Annotated in this window: 16 protein-coding genes; 8 read left to right on the top strand and 8 right to left on the bottom strand. The window is 71.6% G+C overall.

The annotated features are described in order from the left end of the window. Positions 1 to 76: 76 nt before the first annotated feature. On the top strand, positions 77 to 973 hold the full coding sequence (locus tag ACSHV8_RS12600) for a helix-turn-helix transcriptional regulator (RefSeq protein ID WP_436532564.1): 897 nt from the start codon (positions 77 to 79) through the stop codon (positions 971 to 973). On the opposite strand, the gene ACSHV8_RS12595 is transcribed toward ACSHV8_RS12600, so the two are convergent. After that, a complete protein-coding gene (locus tag ACSHV8_RS12595) occupies positions 912 to 2,072 on the bottom strand; it encodes an RNA polymerase sigma factor (RefSeq protein ID WP_436532562.1) in 1,161 nt (386 codons plus the stop codon). The two genes, ACSHV8_RS12600 and ACSHV8_RS12595, sit on opposite strands and share 62 nt — an antisense overlap. After that, a complete protein-coding gene (locus ACSHV8_RS12590; RefSeq protein ID WP_436532560.1) occupies positions 2,060 to 2,431 on the bottom strand; it encodes a YciI family protein in 372 nt (123 codons plus the stop codon). Before ACSHV8_RS12590 ends, ACSHV8_RS12595 begins: the two co-directional genes overlap by 13 nt. Positions 2,432 to 2,666: 235 nt before the next feature. On the opposite strand from ACSHV8_RS12590, the gene ACSHV8_RS12585 reads away from it, so the two are divergent. Both ACSHV8_RS12585 and ACSHV8_RS12580 read left to right on the top strand, forming a co-directional pair. Further along, complete coding sequence (locus ACSHV8_RS12585) at positions 2,667 to 2,984, top strand: hypothetical protein (protein ID WP_436532558.1); 318 nt, start codon at positions 2,667 to 2,669, stop codon at positions 2,982 to 2,984. Positions 2,985 to 3,094: 110 nt separating this feature from the next. Further along, positions 3,095 to 5,323, top strand: coding sequence for a putative bifunctional diguanylate cyclase/phosphodiesterase (locus ACSHV8_RS12580; RefSeq protein ID WP_436532556.1), 2,229 nt, complete (start codon positions 3,095 to 3,097; stop codon positions 5,321 to 5,323). A 16-nt stretch (positions 5,324 to 5,339) separates the two neighbouring features. Here ACSHV8_RS12580 and ACSHV8_RS12575 read toward each other — a convergent pair whose 3' ends face one another. Together ACSHV8_RS12575 and ACSHV8_RS12570 are read right to left on the bottom strand one after the other, a co-directional pair. Next, complete coding sequence (locus ACSHV8_RS12575; RefSeq protein WP_436532554.1) at positions 5,340 to 5,732, bottom strand: GNAT family N-acetyltransferase; 393 nt, start codon at positions 5,730 to 5,732, stop codon at positions 5,340 to 5,342. Beyond that, positions 5,732 to 6,070: a YnfA family protein gene (locus ACSHV8_RS12570; RefSeq protein WP_436532552.1), complete on the bottom strand. Its 339-nt coding sequence runs from the start codon at positions 6,068 to 6,070 to the stop codon at positions 5,732 to 5,734. The genes ACSHV8_RS12575 and ACSHV8_RS12570 overlap by 1 nt, the downstream gene beginning before the upstream one ends. Before the next feature lie 303 nt (positions 6,071 to 6,373). On the opposite strand from ACSHV8_RS12570, the gene ACSHV8_RS12565 reads away from it, so the two are divergent. Further along, the gene (locus ACSHV8_RS12565; RefSeq protein WP_436532551.1) at positions 6,374 to 6,874 is read left to right on the top strand and encodes a phospholipase; all 501 of its coding nucleotides are present in this window, start codon (positions 6,374 to 6,376) and stop codon (positions 6,872 to 6,874) included. A gap of 12 nt (positions 6,875 to 6,886) precedes the next feature. Here ACSHV8_RS12565 and ACSHV8_RS12560 read toward each other — a convergent pair whose 3' ends face one another. After that, complete coding sequence (locus ACSHV8_RS12560; protein ID WP_436532549.1) at positions 6,887 to 7,147, bottom strand: hypothetical protein; 261 nt, start codon at positions 7,145 to 7,147, stop codon at positions 6,887 to 6,889. 118 nt (positions 7,148 to 7,265) lie between these two features. On the opposite strand from ACSHV8_RS12560, the gene ACSHV8_RS12555 reads away from it, so the two are divergent. Continuing rightward, entirely contained in the window at positions 7,266 to 7,970 is a 705-nt protein-coding gene (locus tag ACSHV8_RS12555) for an HAD family hydrolase (RefSeq protein ID WP_436532547.1), read from the top strand. Here ACSHV8_RS12555 and ACSHV8_RS12550 read toward each other — a convergent pair. After that, a complete protein-coding gene (locus ACSHV8_RS12550) occupies positions 7,950 to 8,876 on the bottom strand; it encodes an aminotransferase class IV (RefSeq protein ID WP_436532545.1) in 927 nt (308 codons plus the stop codon). The genes ACSHV8_RS12555 and ACSHV8_RS12550 overlap by 21 nt on opposite strands. A 45-nt stretch (positions 8,877 to 8,921) precedes the next feature. Between ACSHV8_RS12550 and ACSHV8_RS12545 the strand changes: the two genes are divergently transcribed. Then, a complete protein-coding gene (locus ACSHV8_RS12545; RefSeq protein ID WP_436532544.1) occupies positions 8,922 to 9,713 on the top strand; it encodes an aminoglycoside N(3)-acetyltransferase in 792 nt (263 codons plus the stop codon). Positions 9,714 to 9,868: 155 nt separating this feature from the next. Here the strand turns inward: ACSHV8_RS12545 and ACSHV8_RS12540 are convergent, their stop codons facing one another. Further along, positions 9,869 to 10,477 carry a hypothetical protein gene (locus tag ACSHV8_RS12540; protein ID WP_436532542.1) on the bottom strand — a complete coding sequence of 203 codons (609 nt, stop codon included), beginning with the start codon at positions 10,475 to 10,477 and terminating at the stop codon, positions 9,869 to 9,871. An 86-nt stretch (positions 10,478 to 10,563) separates the two neighbouring features. On the opposite strand from ACSHV8_RS12540, the gene ACSHV8_RS12535 reads away from it, so the two are divergent. Further along, positions 10,564 to 14,559, top strand: coding sequence for a tetratricopeptide repeat protein (locus ACSHV8_RS12535; protein ID WP_436532540.1), 3,996 nt, complete (start codon positions 10,564 to 10,566; stop codon positions 14,557 to 14,559). Between the two features lie 7 nt (positions 14,560 to 14,566). Here ACSHV8_RS12535 and ACSHV8_RS12530 read toward each other — a convergent pair whose 3' ends face one another. Continuing rightward, positions 14,567 to 15,949, bottom strand: coding sequence for a Dyp-type peroxidase (locus tag ACSHV8_RS12530; RefSeq protein ID WP_436532538.1), 1,383 nt, complete (start codon positions 15,947 to 15,949; stop codon positions 14,567 to 14,569). 241 nt (positions 15,950 to 16,190) lie between these two features. Between ACSHV8_RS12530 and ACSHV8_RS12525 the strand changes: the two genes are divergently transcribed. Further along, entirely contained in the window at positions 16,191 to 17,837 is a 1,647-nt protein-coding gene (locus ACSHV8_RS12525) for an ABC transporter transmembrane domain-containing protein (protein WP_436532536.1), read from the top strand. Positions 17,838 to 17,870: the final 33 nt, after the last annotated feature.

The following is a 17,870-nucleotide window of genomic DNA, read 5'->3' as shown; positions in this document are numbered from 1 at the left end:
CGGCCGGCAGAGGACCGCTGATCCTATGCAACCCGCTCCCTGTCTGAGCCGGCCCGCGCGCGAGAGCATGGAACGCATGCAGCGTGAACAGCTCGCCGACTTCCTGCGCCGCCGCCGCGAGGCGATCCGCCCGGCCGAGGCCGGGCTGGCCACGGGCCCGCGCCGCCGCGCCCCGGGCCTGCGCCGCGAGGAGGTGGCGGCGCTGGCCGGCATGTCGGTCGACTACGTCGTGCGCCTGGAGCAGGGCCGCAGCAGCCAGCCGTCGGCCCAGCTACTCACCGCCCTGGCCCGCGCGCTGCGCCTGACCGACGACGAACGCGACCACCTGTTCTACCTGGCCGGGCAGCAGCCGCCGAGCACCGAGGGCGTCGCGCTGCTGGCCCGCGCCGGGCTGATCCGCATGCTCGACCTGCTCGACGCCACCCCGGCCATGGTCATCTCCGATCTCGGCGAGGTCCTGGCCCAGAACCGGATGTCGATGCTGCTCACCGGCGACCACACGCACTTCACCGGCGACAAGCGCTATCTGATCTACCGGTGGTTCACCGAGCCCGAATCCCGGGTCGTGCACCCGGCCGGCCAGACCGACCGGCACGCCCGGCAGCTGGTGTCCGATCTGCGGGCGGTCGTCGGCCGCCGCGCCGGTGACCCGGACGTCGACCGGCTCGTCGCCCGGCTGCGGGCGGCCAGCGCCGAGTTCCGCGAGCGCTGGGAGGAGCACGAGGTCAAGGTGCGTCGCTCCGACCGCAAGACGATGGTCCACCCCCGGGTCGGCCCGGTCCTGCTCGACTGCGAAACCCTGGTCACGCCCGACCTGCGCCAGCAGCTGCTGGTCCTGACCCCGGCCGACGCCGAGGCCCGGGAACGGCTGGACCTGCTGCGGGTGCTCGGCACCCAGGAGTTCGACAGTCCTACCGACCGAGCCCGGCCAGGCGTTTCTCCAGGTAATCCCGCTCCTCACCCGCTGCGGTGAGATCAATTGCCCTTCGGTACGCCGTGCCGGCCTCCCCCACCCGCCCGAGCCGCTCCAGCAGATGCGCCCGGGCGGCCTGAGCCGGCTGGAAGCTCTCCCCCGGCAGCGCGTCGAGCCGCGCCAGACCGGCCTGCGCTCCTTCGACCTCGGCCACCACCACGGCGTGGGCGACACTGCCGCCCAGTGACGGCGCGACCGAGTCCAGTACCTCGTGCAGCCCGAGCAGCGCCGGCCAGTCGGTCGGCCGCACGCAGTGCACGGCCTGCACGGCCGCTTCCAGCTGGAACCGGCCGAGCCGTCCGCGCGCGTGCGCGGCCCGTAGATGCTCGTGGGCCCGCCCGATCAGTCCCCGGTCCCAGCGCTGCGGATCCTGCTCGGCCAGCGGCACGAACCGCCCGCCGGCATCCAGTCGCGCCCCGGCCCGGGCGGCCACCAGCTGCATCAGCGCGGCCAGCCCGTGCACCTCCGGATCCTCCGGCGCCAGCGCGGCGAGCAGTTCGGCCAGGTGCAGCGCCTCCCCGGTCGCGTCGATCGCGTAGGCGCCGTACACGGCTTCGAGCACCGCGGTCATCCGGCCCGGCAGGTCCCCGCGGTCCGGCAGCCGGAACGCGATCCCGGCCGCCTTGATCCGCTTCTTGGCCCGCACCAGTCGGGTGGCCATCGTCGCCCCCGGTGTCGAGTAGGCCCGCCCGATCTGCTCGGCGGTGAAGCCGAGCACGGTGTTGAGCATCAGCGGCGTGTGCACCGCCGGGTCGATGGCCGGGTGCGCGCAGACCAGCATCAGTTCCAGGCGCCGATCCGGGATCGCGTCCACGTCGAGGTCGTCGACGTGGACGGGGGCGTCCCGCTCCGGGTCGAGCGGGATCACCCGCCGGAACTCGGCCGACCGCCACCGGTCCCGCAGCCGGTTGCGGGCCACGGTCAGCAGCCAGCCGTCGCCGTTGTCCGGGGTACCGCGGTCCGGCCAGGTCCGCACGGCCTGTTCGAAGGCGTCGCCCAGCGCGTCCTCGGCCGCGGCGACGTCACCGGTCGAGGCGGACAGCAGCGCCAGCAGCCGCCCGTACCGGTCCCGGGCGGCCAAACCGGTCAGCTCGACCATCGGCCGTCGAGGAACGCGGTGGCCACCGGCCGCACCTCGACCGAGCCCCACTTCGCGCCCGGGCACTTGCCGGCCCAGCCGATCGCCGCGTCGAGGTCGGCCACGTCGATCAGGAAGATCCCGGCCAGCACCTCCTTGGTCTCGGCGAACGGCCCGTCCTGCACCCTCGGCCCGTCCTCGCGGCGGGTGACGGTGGTAGTGGCGAACGTCGGCTGCAGGACGTCGGCCGACAGCAGCACCCCGGCCTGCTCAAGGGCCTTGGCGTAGACGTCGAACTGCCGCCGGGCCTCGGCGATCACCTCCTCGCCCAGCTCCCCGTCGGCCGGCTCCCCGTAGTGCATGAGCAGTGCGTACCGCATGTCTGGCCCCTCTCCTCGAACAACCTTGTCCCCGCTATGACGATCGAGCACGCCTCGAATCGTCACCCGCCACCATGATCGCCCCACTACGGTGTAAGAAATCGGATGGGACGCATTCTGCGGTCATTTCCGGTTCATTTCAAGGAATAGGGCGGATAGCTCCGAACCCACTTTCGGAGCACAATTGCGTGATGTACTGAATCCACCAGAAACCGAATACGGAAGAAGTGGGAAAATGAGTAGGTCGAAAGTATTGGCGCTGGTAGTCGGCCTGTGCACGCTGGCCGGCCCGATTCCGGCGGCGACCGCCGCACCCCAGCCGCCGCGCAATTTCGACACGATCGGGTACTTCTCCGCGGCCAACGACTGCCAGTGGGTCGGCAACACCGGACGCTCGCAGAACCAGTGGTCGCGCTTCGACTGCGACCGGGCCGGCGGCCCCTACCGGGGGCTGTGGCAGCTCACGGTCCAGCGCTACGGCTCCACCCGCTACCCGGGCGGCCCGATGGGCCCGGGACGCCCCGGCTGGCCGCCGAACGGCCCCCACCACTGATCGGAATCGCCGACGCGGCGCGCACCACAACCGGAAGACCCTCAGCTCGCAACCATCCGAGCCGATCTCTCGACATGCGACGTAAGAGTCCATGACGAGGGAGGCGCGAGGTGGCCCGCTGGCGAGCCTGGTTCACGCCGATCGCCCTGGTCATGGCCGTGGCCGAGGTGCTGTTCATCCTGCTGGGCACCCATACCGGCTTCTCGAAGCTGCTGGTGTGGGGCCCGGCGGTGGCCGGCGTCGCGACGGCCGTCGCCGCTTTCCGCGCCGCATCGGAAAGAACAGACGGCGATCTGCGTACGTTCTGGGCCCGCCTGTCCGTGGCGATGGGCATGGTCGGGGTCGCCGCGGTCAGCCAGAGCGTCGACATCTGCACCATGCCGTTCACCGACATGCCGCCGATCGGCGCCCACACGCTGCTGCTCTACGTGATCGGCACCGTCCTGGCCATCGCCGGCCTGCTCCGCCTCCCCGGCGGCGGCAGCTCCTGGCGGCAGCTGACGACCGCCGTGCTCGACGTCGCCGTGATCGCGGTCACCGGCGGCATCGCCGCGTCCGAGTACGTCGGCTGGTTCATGAATCGTTTCGGCGTCAGCACGTCGGCCTGGTGGCTGAACATCGCCATGATGGCCATCGCGGTCGCCGGCGCCACCGTCGTCGTCAAGATCATGGCGGCGCGGCGCAGCCCCGTCCCCCGCTCCGCCCTGTGGTGGCTGGCCCCGATCGGACTGGCCGGGCCGCTCTCCACGGTCCTGATGACCCTGCTCACACCGTGGCCGCACCTCAACGGCAGCGCCGCCGTGCTGCCGTTCGTCGGCCTGTTCGGCGCGCTCGCCGCGCACGCGCAGCAACGGCATCTCACCGATGACCCCGATCATCGCGTACGGGCGGTGGACCTGCCCGGACATCGGCGCGGCACCGCGATCCCGCTGGTCGCCACCGGGCTGACCAGCGTGCTGGTGGCCACCGTGTTCGTGCGCACCGGTCACCTCAGCACCGTCCAGGTGGCCGGGACGACGTGCCTGCTGCTGCTGGTCGTGGCCCGGCAGGCGGTGGCGCTGGCCGAGAACGGGACGCTGCTGCGCACCGTGGCCCGCCAGGCCATGCACGACGAGCTGACCGGGCTGTTCAGCCGCCGGTACTTCACCGCCGCGGCGGCCGGCGCGGCCGGGCCGCACACCGTGGTGCTCATCGACCTGCGGGAGTTCCGGGCGGTCAACGACGGGCTGGGGTCGGAGGTCGGGGACGCGCTGCTCATCGCGTACGCAAATCGTCTGCATGTGATCTCGGGCGACCGGGCCGTGATCGCCCGCCTGGGTGGCGACGAGTTCGGTCTGCTGCTGCCCGGCTCGACCGACGTCGTCGAGCGCCTGACCAGTGCGAACGCCGAGCCGCTGAACGCCGCCGGGCACGACGTACTGGTGGAGATCTCGGTCGGGATCGCGACCGGGACCGGGGAGCTCTACCGGCAGGCCGAGATCGCGCTGCGGGAGGCCGCGAGCGGCACCGGCCCGCGCGTGGTCCGCTACGACGCGTCGCTGGAACAGCGGCTCACGCAGCGGGCGACGATCGCCGCCGACCTGCGCCGCGCGCTGACCGCGGGCGAGTTCCACCTGCTCTACCAGCCGGTCGTGGAACTGCCGCACGGGCGGATGGCCGGCGTCGAATCCCTGGTCCGCTGGTCCAAGGACGGACGGGTGATCTCCCCGGCCGACTTCATCCCGGTCGCCGAGGACACCGGACTGATCGTCGAACTCGGCGCCTGGATCATCGATGCCGCATGCGCCCAGGCCGCCGCCTGGGAACGTCGCCACGGTGCCGGTGTCCTACGATCGATCGCGGTCAACGTGTCGGCCCGCCAGCTGCTCGACCCGGCCCTGGTCGACGTGGTCTCCTCCGCGCTCGAACGGCACGGGCTGCCCGCCTCCCGGTTGACCGTCGAGATCACCGAGACGGCGGTGTTCGCCGGCGGACGCGCCCTGGCCACGGTGAACGCGCTGTCCGCGCTCGGGGTGACCATCGCCCTGGACGACTTCGGCACCGGGCACTCGTCGCTCGGCCTGCTGCGCACCTGCCCGGTCGACGCCATCAAGGTCGACAAGTCCTTCGTCGACGGCCTCGGCGGCGGCCCCCAGCAGGAAGCCATCGTCATCGCCCTGACCGGCATCGCCGAGACGATGGGCCTGCACACGGTCGCCGAGGGCGTCGAGACGGCCGCGCAGGCGCGGCGGCTGTACGAACTCGGCTACCGCTACGCCCAGGGCTTCCACTTCGCCCGCCCCCTGCCCCCGGAAGCCATCGACGACCTCCTGCAAGCCACCACCGTCGCCGCCGCCTGACCCATCCGGTTGAAGGTCAGAGGGCGATCAGGCCGGCCGGGGTCGGGCGGAAGCCGCAGGCGTCGAGGTAGAAGTGCTCCAGGTGGGGCTCGAAGTCGACGTGCAGCCACTCGCAGCCGGCGGCCCGGGCCTGGTCGGCGGCGGCCCTGACCAGGGCGGCGCCGACACCCTGGCCCTGCCGGTCCGGGTCGACGGCGGTGTCCAGGAGGAACGCGTGCGGGCCGCCGTCCCAGGAGACCTGGACGAAACCGGTCAGGCGGGCGCCGTCGAACGCGCCGATCCAGGTCAGCGCGTGACGCTGCAGGCGGTCCGCCCACGGGCGGACCTCGGCCGGATCGCCGCCGAAGGCGCGGGCGTGCAGGGCGCTGAGCTCGGCGTCGTCGACCGGGAAACGCGGGACGAGGTTCATCACTGGGCACTCCGGGGCGCGTACATGATCACGGCGACGCCGAGCAGGCAGATCCCGGCGCCGAGCAGGTCCCAGCGGTCTGGGCGGAAACGGTCGACCACCATGCCCCAGGCCAGCGAGCCGGCGACGAAGACCCCACCGTACGCGGCGAGGATGCGGCCGAAGTTGGCGTCCGGCTGCAGGGTGGCCACGAAGCCGTACGCGCCGAGCGCGATCACGCCGGCGGCGACCCACCACAGGCCGCGATTCTCGCGCCAACCCTGCCAGATCAGCCACGCGCCGCCGATCTCGGCGAGCGCGGCCAGGACAAAGAGCAGCAGCGAGCGTACGACGATCATGCGCCCAACCTAACGGGCCGCCCCCGTCAGCACGGGCCGCCAGGTGCGAGGTCACCGTGGGCGCGCAGACGTCACGATCGGCCGGCCGCGGGCGGCGCGCTCGCCCGGGTCGGGTCAGCTCCACGGCGGCCCGCCGCGCGAAGGCCATCGACCACAGTGACATCGGCGGGCGCGGGCGTCGAGCCGTCGCAATTCATGGTGGGCGGGGAATCCGCGCTGATTGAGAACTGGGGCGGTAACCAGAGATTTTCGAGGCCGGTGGCGGTGAGACTGGGCGGCCCCCGTACGCCAAGGAGATGTTGAATGTTTCGATCGACGATTGCCGCCGCCGTCGCGTCGGTGCTGGTCATCGGCCTGGCCGGGCCCGCGCAGGCGGCCACCCCGCCGGACCGGCTCGCCGTCCTCGCGTCCTTCACGCAGACCAGTCAGGCCAGCTACGACGCCTGGAACGCGGCCCGGCAGGACCGTGACAAGTGGGCCGACTACAAGTTCGACTGGGGCACCGACTACTGCTCGGTCAGCCCGGACCGCCCGTTCGGGTTCGACCTGCATCTGGCCTGCTGGCGGCACGATTTCGGGTACGGGAACTACAAGCGCGCGGGCGGGATCTTCGCCGAGAACAAGAAGCGGCTCGACGTCGCCCTCTACGAGGACATCAAGCGCAAGTGCCGGACCTATCCGGCGGCGACCCGGCCGGCCTGCTACTCCATCGCGTGGATCTACTACCAGGCCGTGTCCGTTTTCGGCAGCCTCTACGGCATCGACCCGGACGACGTCGCCGCGATCGGCGAGCAGTTGCCCTGAGCTCTCGGACGGTCAGGCCTCGTCGCCCGGGACGGACATCGGATGTCGCTGCTCGTCGCGGGCGGCCAGGCCCTCGATGGCGCGCCGGTACTGCGCCGGGGTGATCTCGCTGCTCAGCAGTTGGGCGACCAGGACGCCCTCCAGGCTGTCCGGCCCGGGTTTGCGCATCGTCTCGGCGGTCGCCGCCTCCGGTTTCGGCGAGGACGACGGCCAGACCGCCCACACCCCGACGGCGAGCGCGGTCAGCCACAACAGGATCACGATGGCTATCATTCGCCGCCTCCCTTCCCGTCGACGTCTACCCGCTTGCTGACCATTCTCACGCCCGGACGCCACGAGGGACAGGTCCGATTTGATCGATCGCGAAACAGATCGGTGTAAGCATGTGAGAATGACGATCCGAGTCGCGATGTGGTCGGGCCCGCGGAACATCTCGACGGCGATGATGCGCAGCTTCGGCGCCCGGCCGGACACGACGGTGGTCGACGAACCGCTCTACGCCCACTACCTGGACGTGACCGGCATCGATCACCCGGGACGTGAGCAGATCCTGGCCGGTCAGCCGCGCCGGTGGCAGGACGTGGCCGATGACCTGACCGGGCCGCTGCCCGGTGACCCGGCGGTGCAGTATCAGAAGCACATGACGCACCACCTGCTGCCGGAGATCGGGCGGGACTGGCTGGGCAAGCTCACCCACGCGTTCCTGATCCGGGACCCGGCGCACGTGGTCGCCTCCTACGCGCGGGTCCGGGGCGAGCCGACCCTGGAGGACCTCGGGTTTCCGCAGCAGGTGGAGATCTTCCGGGCGTTCGGCGGGCCGGTGGTGGACTCGGCCGACGTGCTGCGGGATCCGCCGGGGACGCTGGGGCGGCTGTGCTCGGCGCTCGGCCTGGCCTTCGACCCGGCGATGCTGGCCTGGGCGCCGGGGCCGCGCCCGACCGACGGGGTGTGGGCGCCGTTCTGGTACGACACGGTCAACGCGAGCAGCGGGTTCGCGCCGTATGACCCGCGGCCGGCCGTGGTCCCGGACCGCCTCGTGCACCTGGTCGAGGCGGCCCGTCCGTTCTACGCCGAGCTATCCCGCCACCGGCTCTGACTGCTCCTCGAGGACGCGCTCGCCGTGAAAGGCGGCGTACTCCTGGTAGCGCCGGGCGATCCGCCGGGTCAGCTCGCCCACCTGACCGGTTCCGATCACGCGGCCGTCGATCGTGGTGACCGCCGCGATCTCGCCCATCGTGCCGGTGCAGAACACCTCGTCGGCCGTGTACATCTCGGTCAGCGACACGTCCCGGACCGCGGCCGGGATGGCGTCGGCCGCGGCCAGGTCGAGCACGGTCTGCCGGGTGATCCCTTCCGGGCAGGCGGCGGTCGTCGGGGTCACCAGCGCGCCGTTGACCACGGCGAACAGGTGGGTGGCGTTGGTCTCGGCGACGAAACCGCGCTGGTCGAGCATCAGCGCGTCGTCGGCCCCGGCCGCATTCGCCTCGATCTTGGCCAGGATCGAGTTGAGCAGGTTGTTGTGGTGGATCTTGGGGTCGAGCACGTCCGGGCCGGGACGGCGCACGCCGGCCGTGATCAGGGTGAGCCCGCCGGTGTCGTAGACCGGCGCCTTGTGTTCGGCCAGCACGATCAAGGTCGGACCCTCGTTGTTGAGTCGCGGGTCCATGCCGCTGGTCACCTTGCGGCCACGCGTCAGGGTCAGTCGGACGTGCACACCGTCGTACATCTCATTGGCTTTGAGGGTTTCCCTGATCGCCGCGATGATCTCCTCGTCGGCCGGGATCGCTCCGAAACCGAGGGCGGTCGCGGAGCGGCGCAGGCGGGCCAGGTGCGCGCCGAGCCCGAAGATCGCGCCGCGGTAGAGCCGCAGCCCCTCCCAGACCCCGTCGCCGCCCTGCACCACCGAGTCGAAGGGCGAGATGCCCGGTTCGTCGCGGTGCAGGAGGCGCCCGTTCACCCAGTAGCGGAGGTCGGCGTTGCGCTCGTCGTATCGCTGCAGCATGCCTCTGTTCTATCCGGTGATCGAACCGCTTGGCACACTGACGCGATGACGCAGGAGTTTCCGCACACCACCGAGTCGCTCGCCGCGGACCTCCGGAAGCTCGGCCTCACCGACGGTGACACGGTGCTTGTGCACTCGTCGGTGCGGTCGGTCGGTTTCGTGGCCGGGCAGGTCCAGGCGATCGTCGAGGCGCTGCTGAACGTTATCGGACAGCACGGGACGCTTGTCGTGCCGACGCACACGCCGTTCAACTCGGATCCGGCGCACTGGAGCAACCCACCGGTCCCCGAGTCGTGGTGGCCGATCATTCAAAACCGATCTCCCGGGTACGACGTGCGGCGCACGCCCAGCCGCCATATGGGCATCCTCCCGGAGGTCGTGCGCACCTGGCCGGGCGCGCACCGTAGTGATCATCCGGAGGTGTCCTTCGCCGCGCTCGGCGCCCGGGCCGAGGCCGTCGTCGGCCGCCACCCGCTGGAGGACGCGCTGGGCGACGGATCGCCGCTCGGCGCGGTCTACCGTGCCGGTGGCCGGGTGCTGCTGATCGGATGCGGGCACAATCGGAACACGTCACTGCACCTGGCCGAGGCCCGGCGGCCGGACCCGCCGATGACCGCCTGCGGCGCCGCGGTGCGGATCAGCGACGACGAGACACGGTGGGTGACGTGGATCGAGCCGGACACCGACAGTTCCGACTTCGAGCGGATCGGTGCGGCGTACGAGCAGACCGGCGCGGTCACGATCGGGAACTTCGGGAACGCGGTGGCCCGGCTGATGCCACAGGCCGGCCTGGTCGATTTCGCCATCGGGTGGATGAGTGAACACCGCCGGGCATAGAACGGGGTAGATCATCCGACGCCCTGCCCCTACGATCCACTTCGGACGGTCAGGGACCTATGGGGAGGTTGTCGTCACGGATGGACGGCGTCCTCGCCGACCCCCGGTACAGAAGCCGCCGCCCCTCCCCCCTCGGGCGGCGGCTTCGCCGTTTCTCAGTTGTCCGACGGGCAGTGCTCGTCGCAGTCGCCGAGCGGAATCAGCAGGTCAGCGCTGTCCCGCTCCGGCGGCCAGAACGCGTCGAGGCTGACCGCGATCCAGTCACTGGCCGGCGGCCGGTCGAAGTCGAGGCGGTAGGTCGCGTAGTACTGCAGCTCTTTGGTGACGCTCTGCTCGCCGGCCGGAACCGGGTTCCAGTACTGCACGGCGAGCACATAACGGTCATCGCCGATGCTGCTGAACTCCATCGAGCCCTGCTGCCTTGGGATACTGATCCATCGGTCGAGTACGATCCTCTCCGGATCAGGCAGATCAAGCGAGGGCGTGCCCTCGGTGATCCGCACGTCCGACAGGCGATGGGGAAGCTCGCTCGGCTCGAACGGCTTGTCCTCCAGGGTCAAGCCGGTCGGCCAGGGCTCACCGTCGCGGGTCGGTGGCGGGGACACCACCTGCAGTCGCCGATAGAGCGCCGGAGCTGGATTGGTCGTGGACAACTCGACCTTGGCATACGGACGGTCGAGAGGAGCCCCCACCGCGAACCGGAGGGAATGAACACACGCACCGGCCAACTCGACGGCCGCCTCACTGATCCCTACACCCGTCATTACCCGCTATCTCCCTGACCGAACCAACAACTGCCGACGACTACGGTTGATCCGCACGCCGAGAACCGAAGGGTGGCCATACCAGGATGGCCGACGATCCCTCTCGTCCCGTCCCGCAGACCGCGGACGACTTGTCCGCGACCTGGCGGTCGTATCTGCCAGAGCATGCCATCGATCTACTTCGGACCGCTGAAAGTGTCGGCAATCCGCCGATCATTCAGCGCGAGGACGCGGTGGTCCTCTTCGCCGACGTCGCCGGGTTCACCGCCATGGCCGAGAGCCTGGCCGGCTCGGGAAGCTACGGCACCGAACGCCTGACCTCGGTGATCAACCGCTGGTTCGCTGTTACCGCGGAGGCGATCACCACGGCCGGGGGCAGCGTGGTGGACTTCGCCGGGGACGCGCTCGTCGGGATCTTCCGCCATACTGCCGAGTCCGCCCCCGCGGTGGCCCGCCGGGCGATCCACTGCGCCGAGCTGATCCGGGAGGCGACCTCGTCGGTCACCCCGGTGCCGACGCCGAACGGCCGGCGTTCCCTCGCCATCCGGGTCGGCCTGGCCACCGGCTCGCTGCGCCTGATGGTCCTCGGTGACCCGGCGATCCGGCTGCAGCACCTGGTCGCGGGTCCCGCGCTGGAGCAGGCGGTGGCCGCGCTGCACCGGGCCGAGCGCGACGAGATCGTCGTCGACCAGGAGCTGCTGGACATCGCCGCCGCTACCGCCCCCGTGCTGCCCGCGGTGGCGAAAGAACCCATCGCGGATCTCGACGAGCTGGTCACCCCGTTCCTGCATCCGGCGATCCGGGCCCGCCTGCGCTCGGGCCGCACCGAACTGGTCAACGAGCATCGCAAGGTGACCACGGCGTTCGTACGTCTGCCGGATCTGTCGGTCGACGACCCGGACACGATCGACGCCCTGCAGCGGTACCTGCAGGCCGGGGTGGCGATCATCGATCGGTACGACGGCCACCTGCGGCACCTGATGGCCGATGACAAGGGCACCGTGCTGGTGGCGGTGTTCGGCACCCCGGTCAGCCATGAGGACGACGAGGAACGCGCACTGCGCTGCTGCCTGGAGCTGCTCGCCCTGTCTGGCGGGCCCTATCGGGGCGGCGTCTCCACCGGTCAGGTGTACTGCGGCGAGGTCGGCTCGGACATCCGGCGTGAGTACGCCGTCGTCGGCGACACCGTCAATCTGGCCGCCCGCCTGATGCAGGCCGCCCCGCCCGGTCACCTGCTCATCGATCAGGCCACCCACGACCGGGTGCGCGACATCCTGCTCGACGGCCGACCGGCCGCGGTCAGCGCCAAGGGCAAGACCATGCCGGTCGCGGTGTGGATCGTGCGCGAGGCGCAGGAGGTCGGTCCGCCGCTGGCCCGGCCGGCGCCCACGCAGGGCCCGCTGGTCGGCCGCACACCCGAGCTCGGCCTGCTGGACGGTTTCACCCAGCACGTGCGGTCGGGCCGGGGACAGCTGGTGTGGGTGCACGGCGAGGCCGGCATCGGCAAGACCCGGCTGGCCGACGAGGCCGGGCGGATCGCGCGGGACCTGGGTTTCGGCGAACTCGGTGGCGGGTGCCGCTCGCAGGGCCGCAGCACGAGTTACCTGGTCTGGCGGCCGATCTGGCGGGAGCTGCTGGGCATCGACCGCGATCTGCCGATCTCGGTGCAGCGCACGGCGCTCGCCGCGAGCGCGGCCACCTACGGCGGCGCCAGCCAGCGGGCCCCGCTGCTGGCCGCCGTGGTCAACCTGCCGATGCCGGACACCGATCTGACCGCGCAGCTCGAACCGGCCGGCCGCGAGGAGCTGCTGCGTTCCACTCTGCTCGCCTGCTTGCGTGACCACGCATCGGCCCGGCCGCTGATCCTGCGCCTGGAGGACTGCCACTGGATCGACTCGGCCTCGCTGGCCCTGCTCGAATACCTCGTTCACCAGATCGCCGACCTGCCCGTCCTGGTGATAGCCACCTCGCGGGAGCCCATCCCGGAGCGGCTGGTCGGCCCGGCGCACGTGGCCGACCTCCGGCTGGATCAGATGACCAGGGACGACGCCGAGCAACTGGCCGCCCTGCGGTTCCAGGAGCGGTTCGGTCAGGACGCCGGGGTGGCGCCCGAGGTCCTGGGGCAGATCTCCGGGCAGGCCGGCGGCAACGCGTTCTACATCGAGGAGCTGGTCCGCTACCTGCACGGCCGGGGCGTCGACCCGGGCGACCCGCGCGCGCTGGCCGGGGTGCCGGTCCCGGACAGTCTCCAGCGCCTGGTCATGGCCCGCATCGACCAGCTCAGCGACGACGAGAAGTCGACCCTCAAGGTGGCCAGCGTCATCGGCCGGCGGTTCCAGCCCCCGTGGATCACCTCGGTCTATCCCGCCGCGGGCACCGCCGTGCAGGTCGGGCACCACCTCGACCATCTGCAGGCGCTCGACCTGACGCCGCGGGTGCCCGACGAGACCGAGCTGGAGTACGAGTTCAAGCATCCGGTGACGCAGGAGGCCGCGTACCAGAGCATGACCTACGACACCCGGGCCGCCCTGCACGAACGGATCGGCCAGTTCATCGAGGAGGTCTACGCCGACCGGCTCCCGCAGTACGTGGACGTGCTCGCCCACCACTACGCGCGCACCGAGCGGACGGACAAGCAGCGCGCCTGGTTCCGGGCCGCCGGTGAACGGGCCAAGGAGATCTTCACCAACGAGGCCGCGACCTACTACTTCGGGCTGCTGCTCCCGCTGCTGTCCGAGGCCGAGAGCGCGGAACTGCACGTCGAGATCGGCAGCGTGAACCAGCACACCGGGCAGTGGGCCGAGGCCGAGGACCACTACCTGCAGGCGATGCGGCTCGCGCGGGCCACCGGGCGCCGGGACGTGCTCGCCAGCGCGCAGCGTCAGCTCGGCGACCTGCTGACCTACACCCGCTCGGACTCCGAGCCGGTCGCCTGGCTGCAGCGCGCGCTCACCGAGTTCGAGCGGCTGGGCGACGCCGCCGGCCAGTCGCGCACGATGGACCGGATAACGTTCGCGCTGTACCGGCAGGGTTCCTACGCCGAGGCCCTGGCCATGGCCGAGCGTCACCTCGCGATGGCGAACGAGACCGGCGACCGGACCGCCATGGTCGCGGCCCTGGGACACACCGGGCTGGTCTACACCAACCTCGGACGCGTCGAGGAAGCCCAGGAACACTTCCGGCGCGCGCTGACCACGGCCGAGGCGGCGGGCGACCGGCAGGGCATGCTCATGTCGGCCGGCAACCTGGGGCTGGCGTTGATGCGCGGCGCCGACCACGCCCAGTCGATCGCCGCCTACCGGTACGCGCTCGAAGTGGCCCGCGACATCGGCGCCGGGCACGCCGGGAACGTCACCGTCGGGAACATGGGCGAGATCTACCGGTACGAGGGCGACTTCGAACGGGCCCGGACCTGCGCGATGCACGCCCTGCGCGTCGGCGTCGAACTCGGCGATTGGCTGATCGTGGCCGACCAGGTCTCCAATCTCGGCGCGATCGCCGCGGCCGAGGACGACGCCGAGCAGGCCCAGCGGCTGCTGGAACGCGCTGTCGAACTCGCCCGCCGGCTCAACGCGCCCCACTACCTGTGCGACTGGCTGCATCGGCTGGCCCGCCTGCGCCTTGCCGCGGACCGCCCGGCCGAGGCCGAGCTGCTCAACGCCGAGGCGCTGCGGACCGCGGAGGAACACGACGAACGCGACGCCCGGGTGAGCGCATACATCCTGTCGATCCGGCTCCAGGTCCGCGACGGCCGCCTGGAATCCCGCGAGGCGACCGACCTGCTGGTCAAGGCCACCGAGGGGTGGACCGAACCGAACGAGGTGGCCGCCCTGACCGACGCCGTCCACCAGCTCGACCCGCACAACGAACAGGCCCGGACGACGGCCGCGGACATCTACCGGACGTTGTACGAGCGGGCCCCCAGCGTCGAGTACCGCCGCGCCTACCAGCGGCTCACCGGTGAACTGCTGCCGCCCGGGCCGCCGCTTCCGGAACTGCCCGACTGGATCGTCGCCGGGGACGACCTGGACGAACTGCTGCGGCGGATCGACCGCTCGGAGCCGGAGCCCCGAGCGGCCTGATCGGACGTCAGCCGCCGACAATCGTGTCCCCGGCCAGCAGGCGCAGGGCCGGGATCGACGGGGCGAAGGCGTACACCGCGCCGGACGTCGTGACGAAGCCGCCGAACCCGGCGGCCGGGATGGACCGGACCACGTCGGGGGCCAGGGTTTCGGAGGCGACCTGCGCGTTGGCGCCGAGGACCGGGTCGAGGCCGTCGACGCCGGGCGCCGACCGGCCGTACGCGGAAAGGGTTGTCGCCGGGAAACCCGGGTTCGTGGCCCATCGCCGCTGCACGTATTCGAACTGGTCCTCGATGGAGGCCATGTACGCGTTGAACAGCATGCCCCGCTCCTGGCCGTCGTCGGCCCGGCCCCGGTCGAGGCGGGAGCCGAACGGGATGCCGCGGCGCAACATCTTGTGGCCGCGGTCGCGGAAGACGCCGTCCTCGCGCGGGTTGACCTTGCGGATGTGCGCGTAGCGCGGGGTGCGGGCGCCGTCGTCGTCACCGTGGTAGGTGAACTCGTTCAGTTCGCCGTCGTGGACGGGAGCGGCCAGCGGCCGTCCGTCGAGGTGGCGGCCGAGGGCGCGGGCGGCGGCGTCCTCCGGGTTGTCGGCGAGCGTGCCCATGTGGTCCCACCAGCCGGCCACGTCCTGCCGCAGCCGCCGGAACACCTGGAACGACCCGCTGCGCATCCACGGCGCCGGGGTCGGGCGCGGCGTCCAGGACGGGGGCCGGCGCTCGCCCGGGAAGCCGAGGATGAACTCGCCGGCCGCGATGACCGGAGCCCCGGGCCGGACGGTGTCGGCGAAGCCGCGCACGCCGGGCTGGGAGATGCCGTCGGCGAAACCGAAGTGCTCGATGCGCTTGCCGTCCTCGTTGCGCAGCACGTCGCCCCACTGCACGAGCAGCACTTCGAGGCCGTGGCGGGCCGCCTCCCGGACCTCGCCCTCGACCGCGTCCTGCAGCGTGCCGGAGTCGTGCGCGGCCACCGTGAGCAGCGCGTCGACCGGGCGGCCGGGACCGCCGATGACCCACTGGGACGGGTCGCCGGCGCCGAGGTCGCCGAGCAGCGCCGGGGCGGTGGTGACCGCTCCGGCGTCGTCGAGCCGGACACCGAGCGGGCCCTGCCAGAACGCGCCGTGGCCGACCAGGTCGCCGGAGACCTCGGAGTGCAGCAGGACCAGGCCGGACGCGGTGAAGCCGACGTTCAGCAGCGCCCGCGGCTCGGCCGTGCGGCTCTGTGGCACGTCCTCGTTGCCGGTGGCGCGATCGGCCGCGGCGGCCAGCCAGGCCCGCGCCCCGCCGCGGTCGCTGCGGAACGACAGGAAGAGAAAGGCCTGGTGGTCGCCACGGAACGGCCGCAGGATGTTGCCCTGGATCTGGGATGAGTCGGACAGCGGGGATGCCATCGTCGGAACGTCTCCTGCTTCGGTTCGATGGGTCAGGCATTGATTGCCTTCGGACGATCCCCGCCGCAACCCGATCCGGCACCCCTGTTGTCAAGAATCCGATCAAGAACGTCCACAGAAGATCGTGATGCCCGCCGGACCGGCCCCGAACCGATCAGGTTAGGCTCCCCTAAGTTCACGAGGGTGGGGGCATGCGCGCAAAGAAGATCGGCCGAGTCGTCGCGCCGGGGCCGGTGACCGCGTGAGCCGCCGCCGTGGTCTGCTGACCGACGTCCTCGCCGCCCGGCGCGCGACGATCGTGGCCGGCACCCTGCTCGCGTCGTCGTGGCAGGCCGGCGAGGCGGCCGTACCGTTTCTGATCGGCGTCATCATCGACCGCGCGGTGGCCGGCGGCGTCGGTGACCTCGCGCTCTGGCTGGGCGCGCTCGGCGCCGTCTACGTCGTCCTCAGCTACAGCTTCCGCTACGCGGACCGGCTCGGCGAGCGCGTGGCCGAGCAGACCGCGCACGAACTGCGGCTGCGGGTCACCCGGCGGGTGCTGCACGAGCGCGGCGGGGCCGAGAACGATCGGCTGCCCGGCGCGCTCGTCTCGGTCGCCACCAGTGACGCCGCCCGCGTCGGCGGGGCGCTGCTGGCGATCGTCTTCGGGATCTCGGCGATCGGCGCGGTGCTGGTCGCGGCCGTGCTGCTGCTGTCGGTGTCGGTGCCGCTGGGGCTGCTCGTGCTGCTCGGCACGCCGCCGCTGATCCTGGTCACCCGGCTGCTCGGCAAGCCCCTGGAGGCGCGCAGCGAGACCGAACAGGACCATGCCGCGCAGGCGTCCGGGATCGCCGCCGACCTGGTCGCCGGGTTGCGCGTGGTCAAGGGCCTGCGGGCCGAGCCGGCCGCCGTCGCCCGGTACCGGGACCGCAGCCGGGCCGCGCTCGACGCGACCGTGCACGCGGCGCGCACCGAATCGGCGTACCAAAGCCTGGTGTTGCTCTTGAGCGGGGTTTTTCTCGCGATCATCGCGGTGGTCGGCGGCGTGCTCGCGGTGCGCGGGCACCTGAGCGTCGGGCAGCTGATCTCGTCCGTCGGGCTCGCGCAGTTCCTGGTCGGGCCGATGGCGATGTTCGGGTGGGTCGGGGCCGACATCGCGCAGGGGCGGGCCTCCGCCCGCCGGATCGAGGCAATTCTCGCGACGCCGTTCTCGGTGCCGGGAGGCGACGCGGATCCGGTGGTCCCGGGGCAGGGCAATGTGGAGGTACGGACACCTGGACTGTCCGTGGCCATCGAGGCCGGTGAGATCGTCGGGCTGGTCGTGACCGATCCTGCCCAGGCGGCGGAACTGGTCGCGTTGTTCGGCCGCAGCCATGATCCGGCCTCGGGCGTGGTCACGCTGGACGGCGTCGCACTGTCGTCGCTGGCGCCCGATGCGGTGCGATCGGTGGTGCTGGCCACGGAACATCACACCGACCTGTTCGACGGGACGTTGCGGGACGCGATCTCGCTCGGCGGCCGATCCGACCCGGCCGCGGTCGACGCCGCGATGCTGGCAGCCGACGCCGACGAGGTCGAACGATCGCTGCCCGCCCCGGCATTCGAGGCCCGAACCCTGTCCGGCGGGCAGAAACAGCGGGTCGCCCTGGCCCGCGCGCTCGCCGCCGAACCGGCGGTGCTCGTGCTCCACGACCCGACCACCGCTGTCGACGCGGTGACCGAGGCACGGATCGCATCCCGGCTCCGGGCGATCCGGGCGGGGCGCACGACAGTCCTGATCACGACGAGCCCGGCGCTGCTCGCGGTGACCGACCGGGTGATCCTGCTCGGCGGGGACGTGCGGGCGTCCGGGACCCATCATGAGCTGCTGGCCGCCGAGCCGGTCTATCGGGAAACGGTACTGGCATGACCCTTACGCCGGGTGACGGTGGCGAAGTGCCGT

The organism is Actinoplanes sp. HUAS TT8, from assembly GCF_051380535.1.
Classification (GTDB): domain Bacteria; phylum Actinomycetota; class Actinomycetes; order Mycobacteriales; family Micromonosporaceae; genus Actinoplanes.
This window is presented reverse-complemented; position numbering and strand designations above follow the sequence as displayed.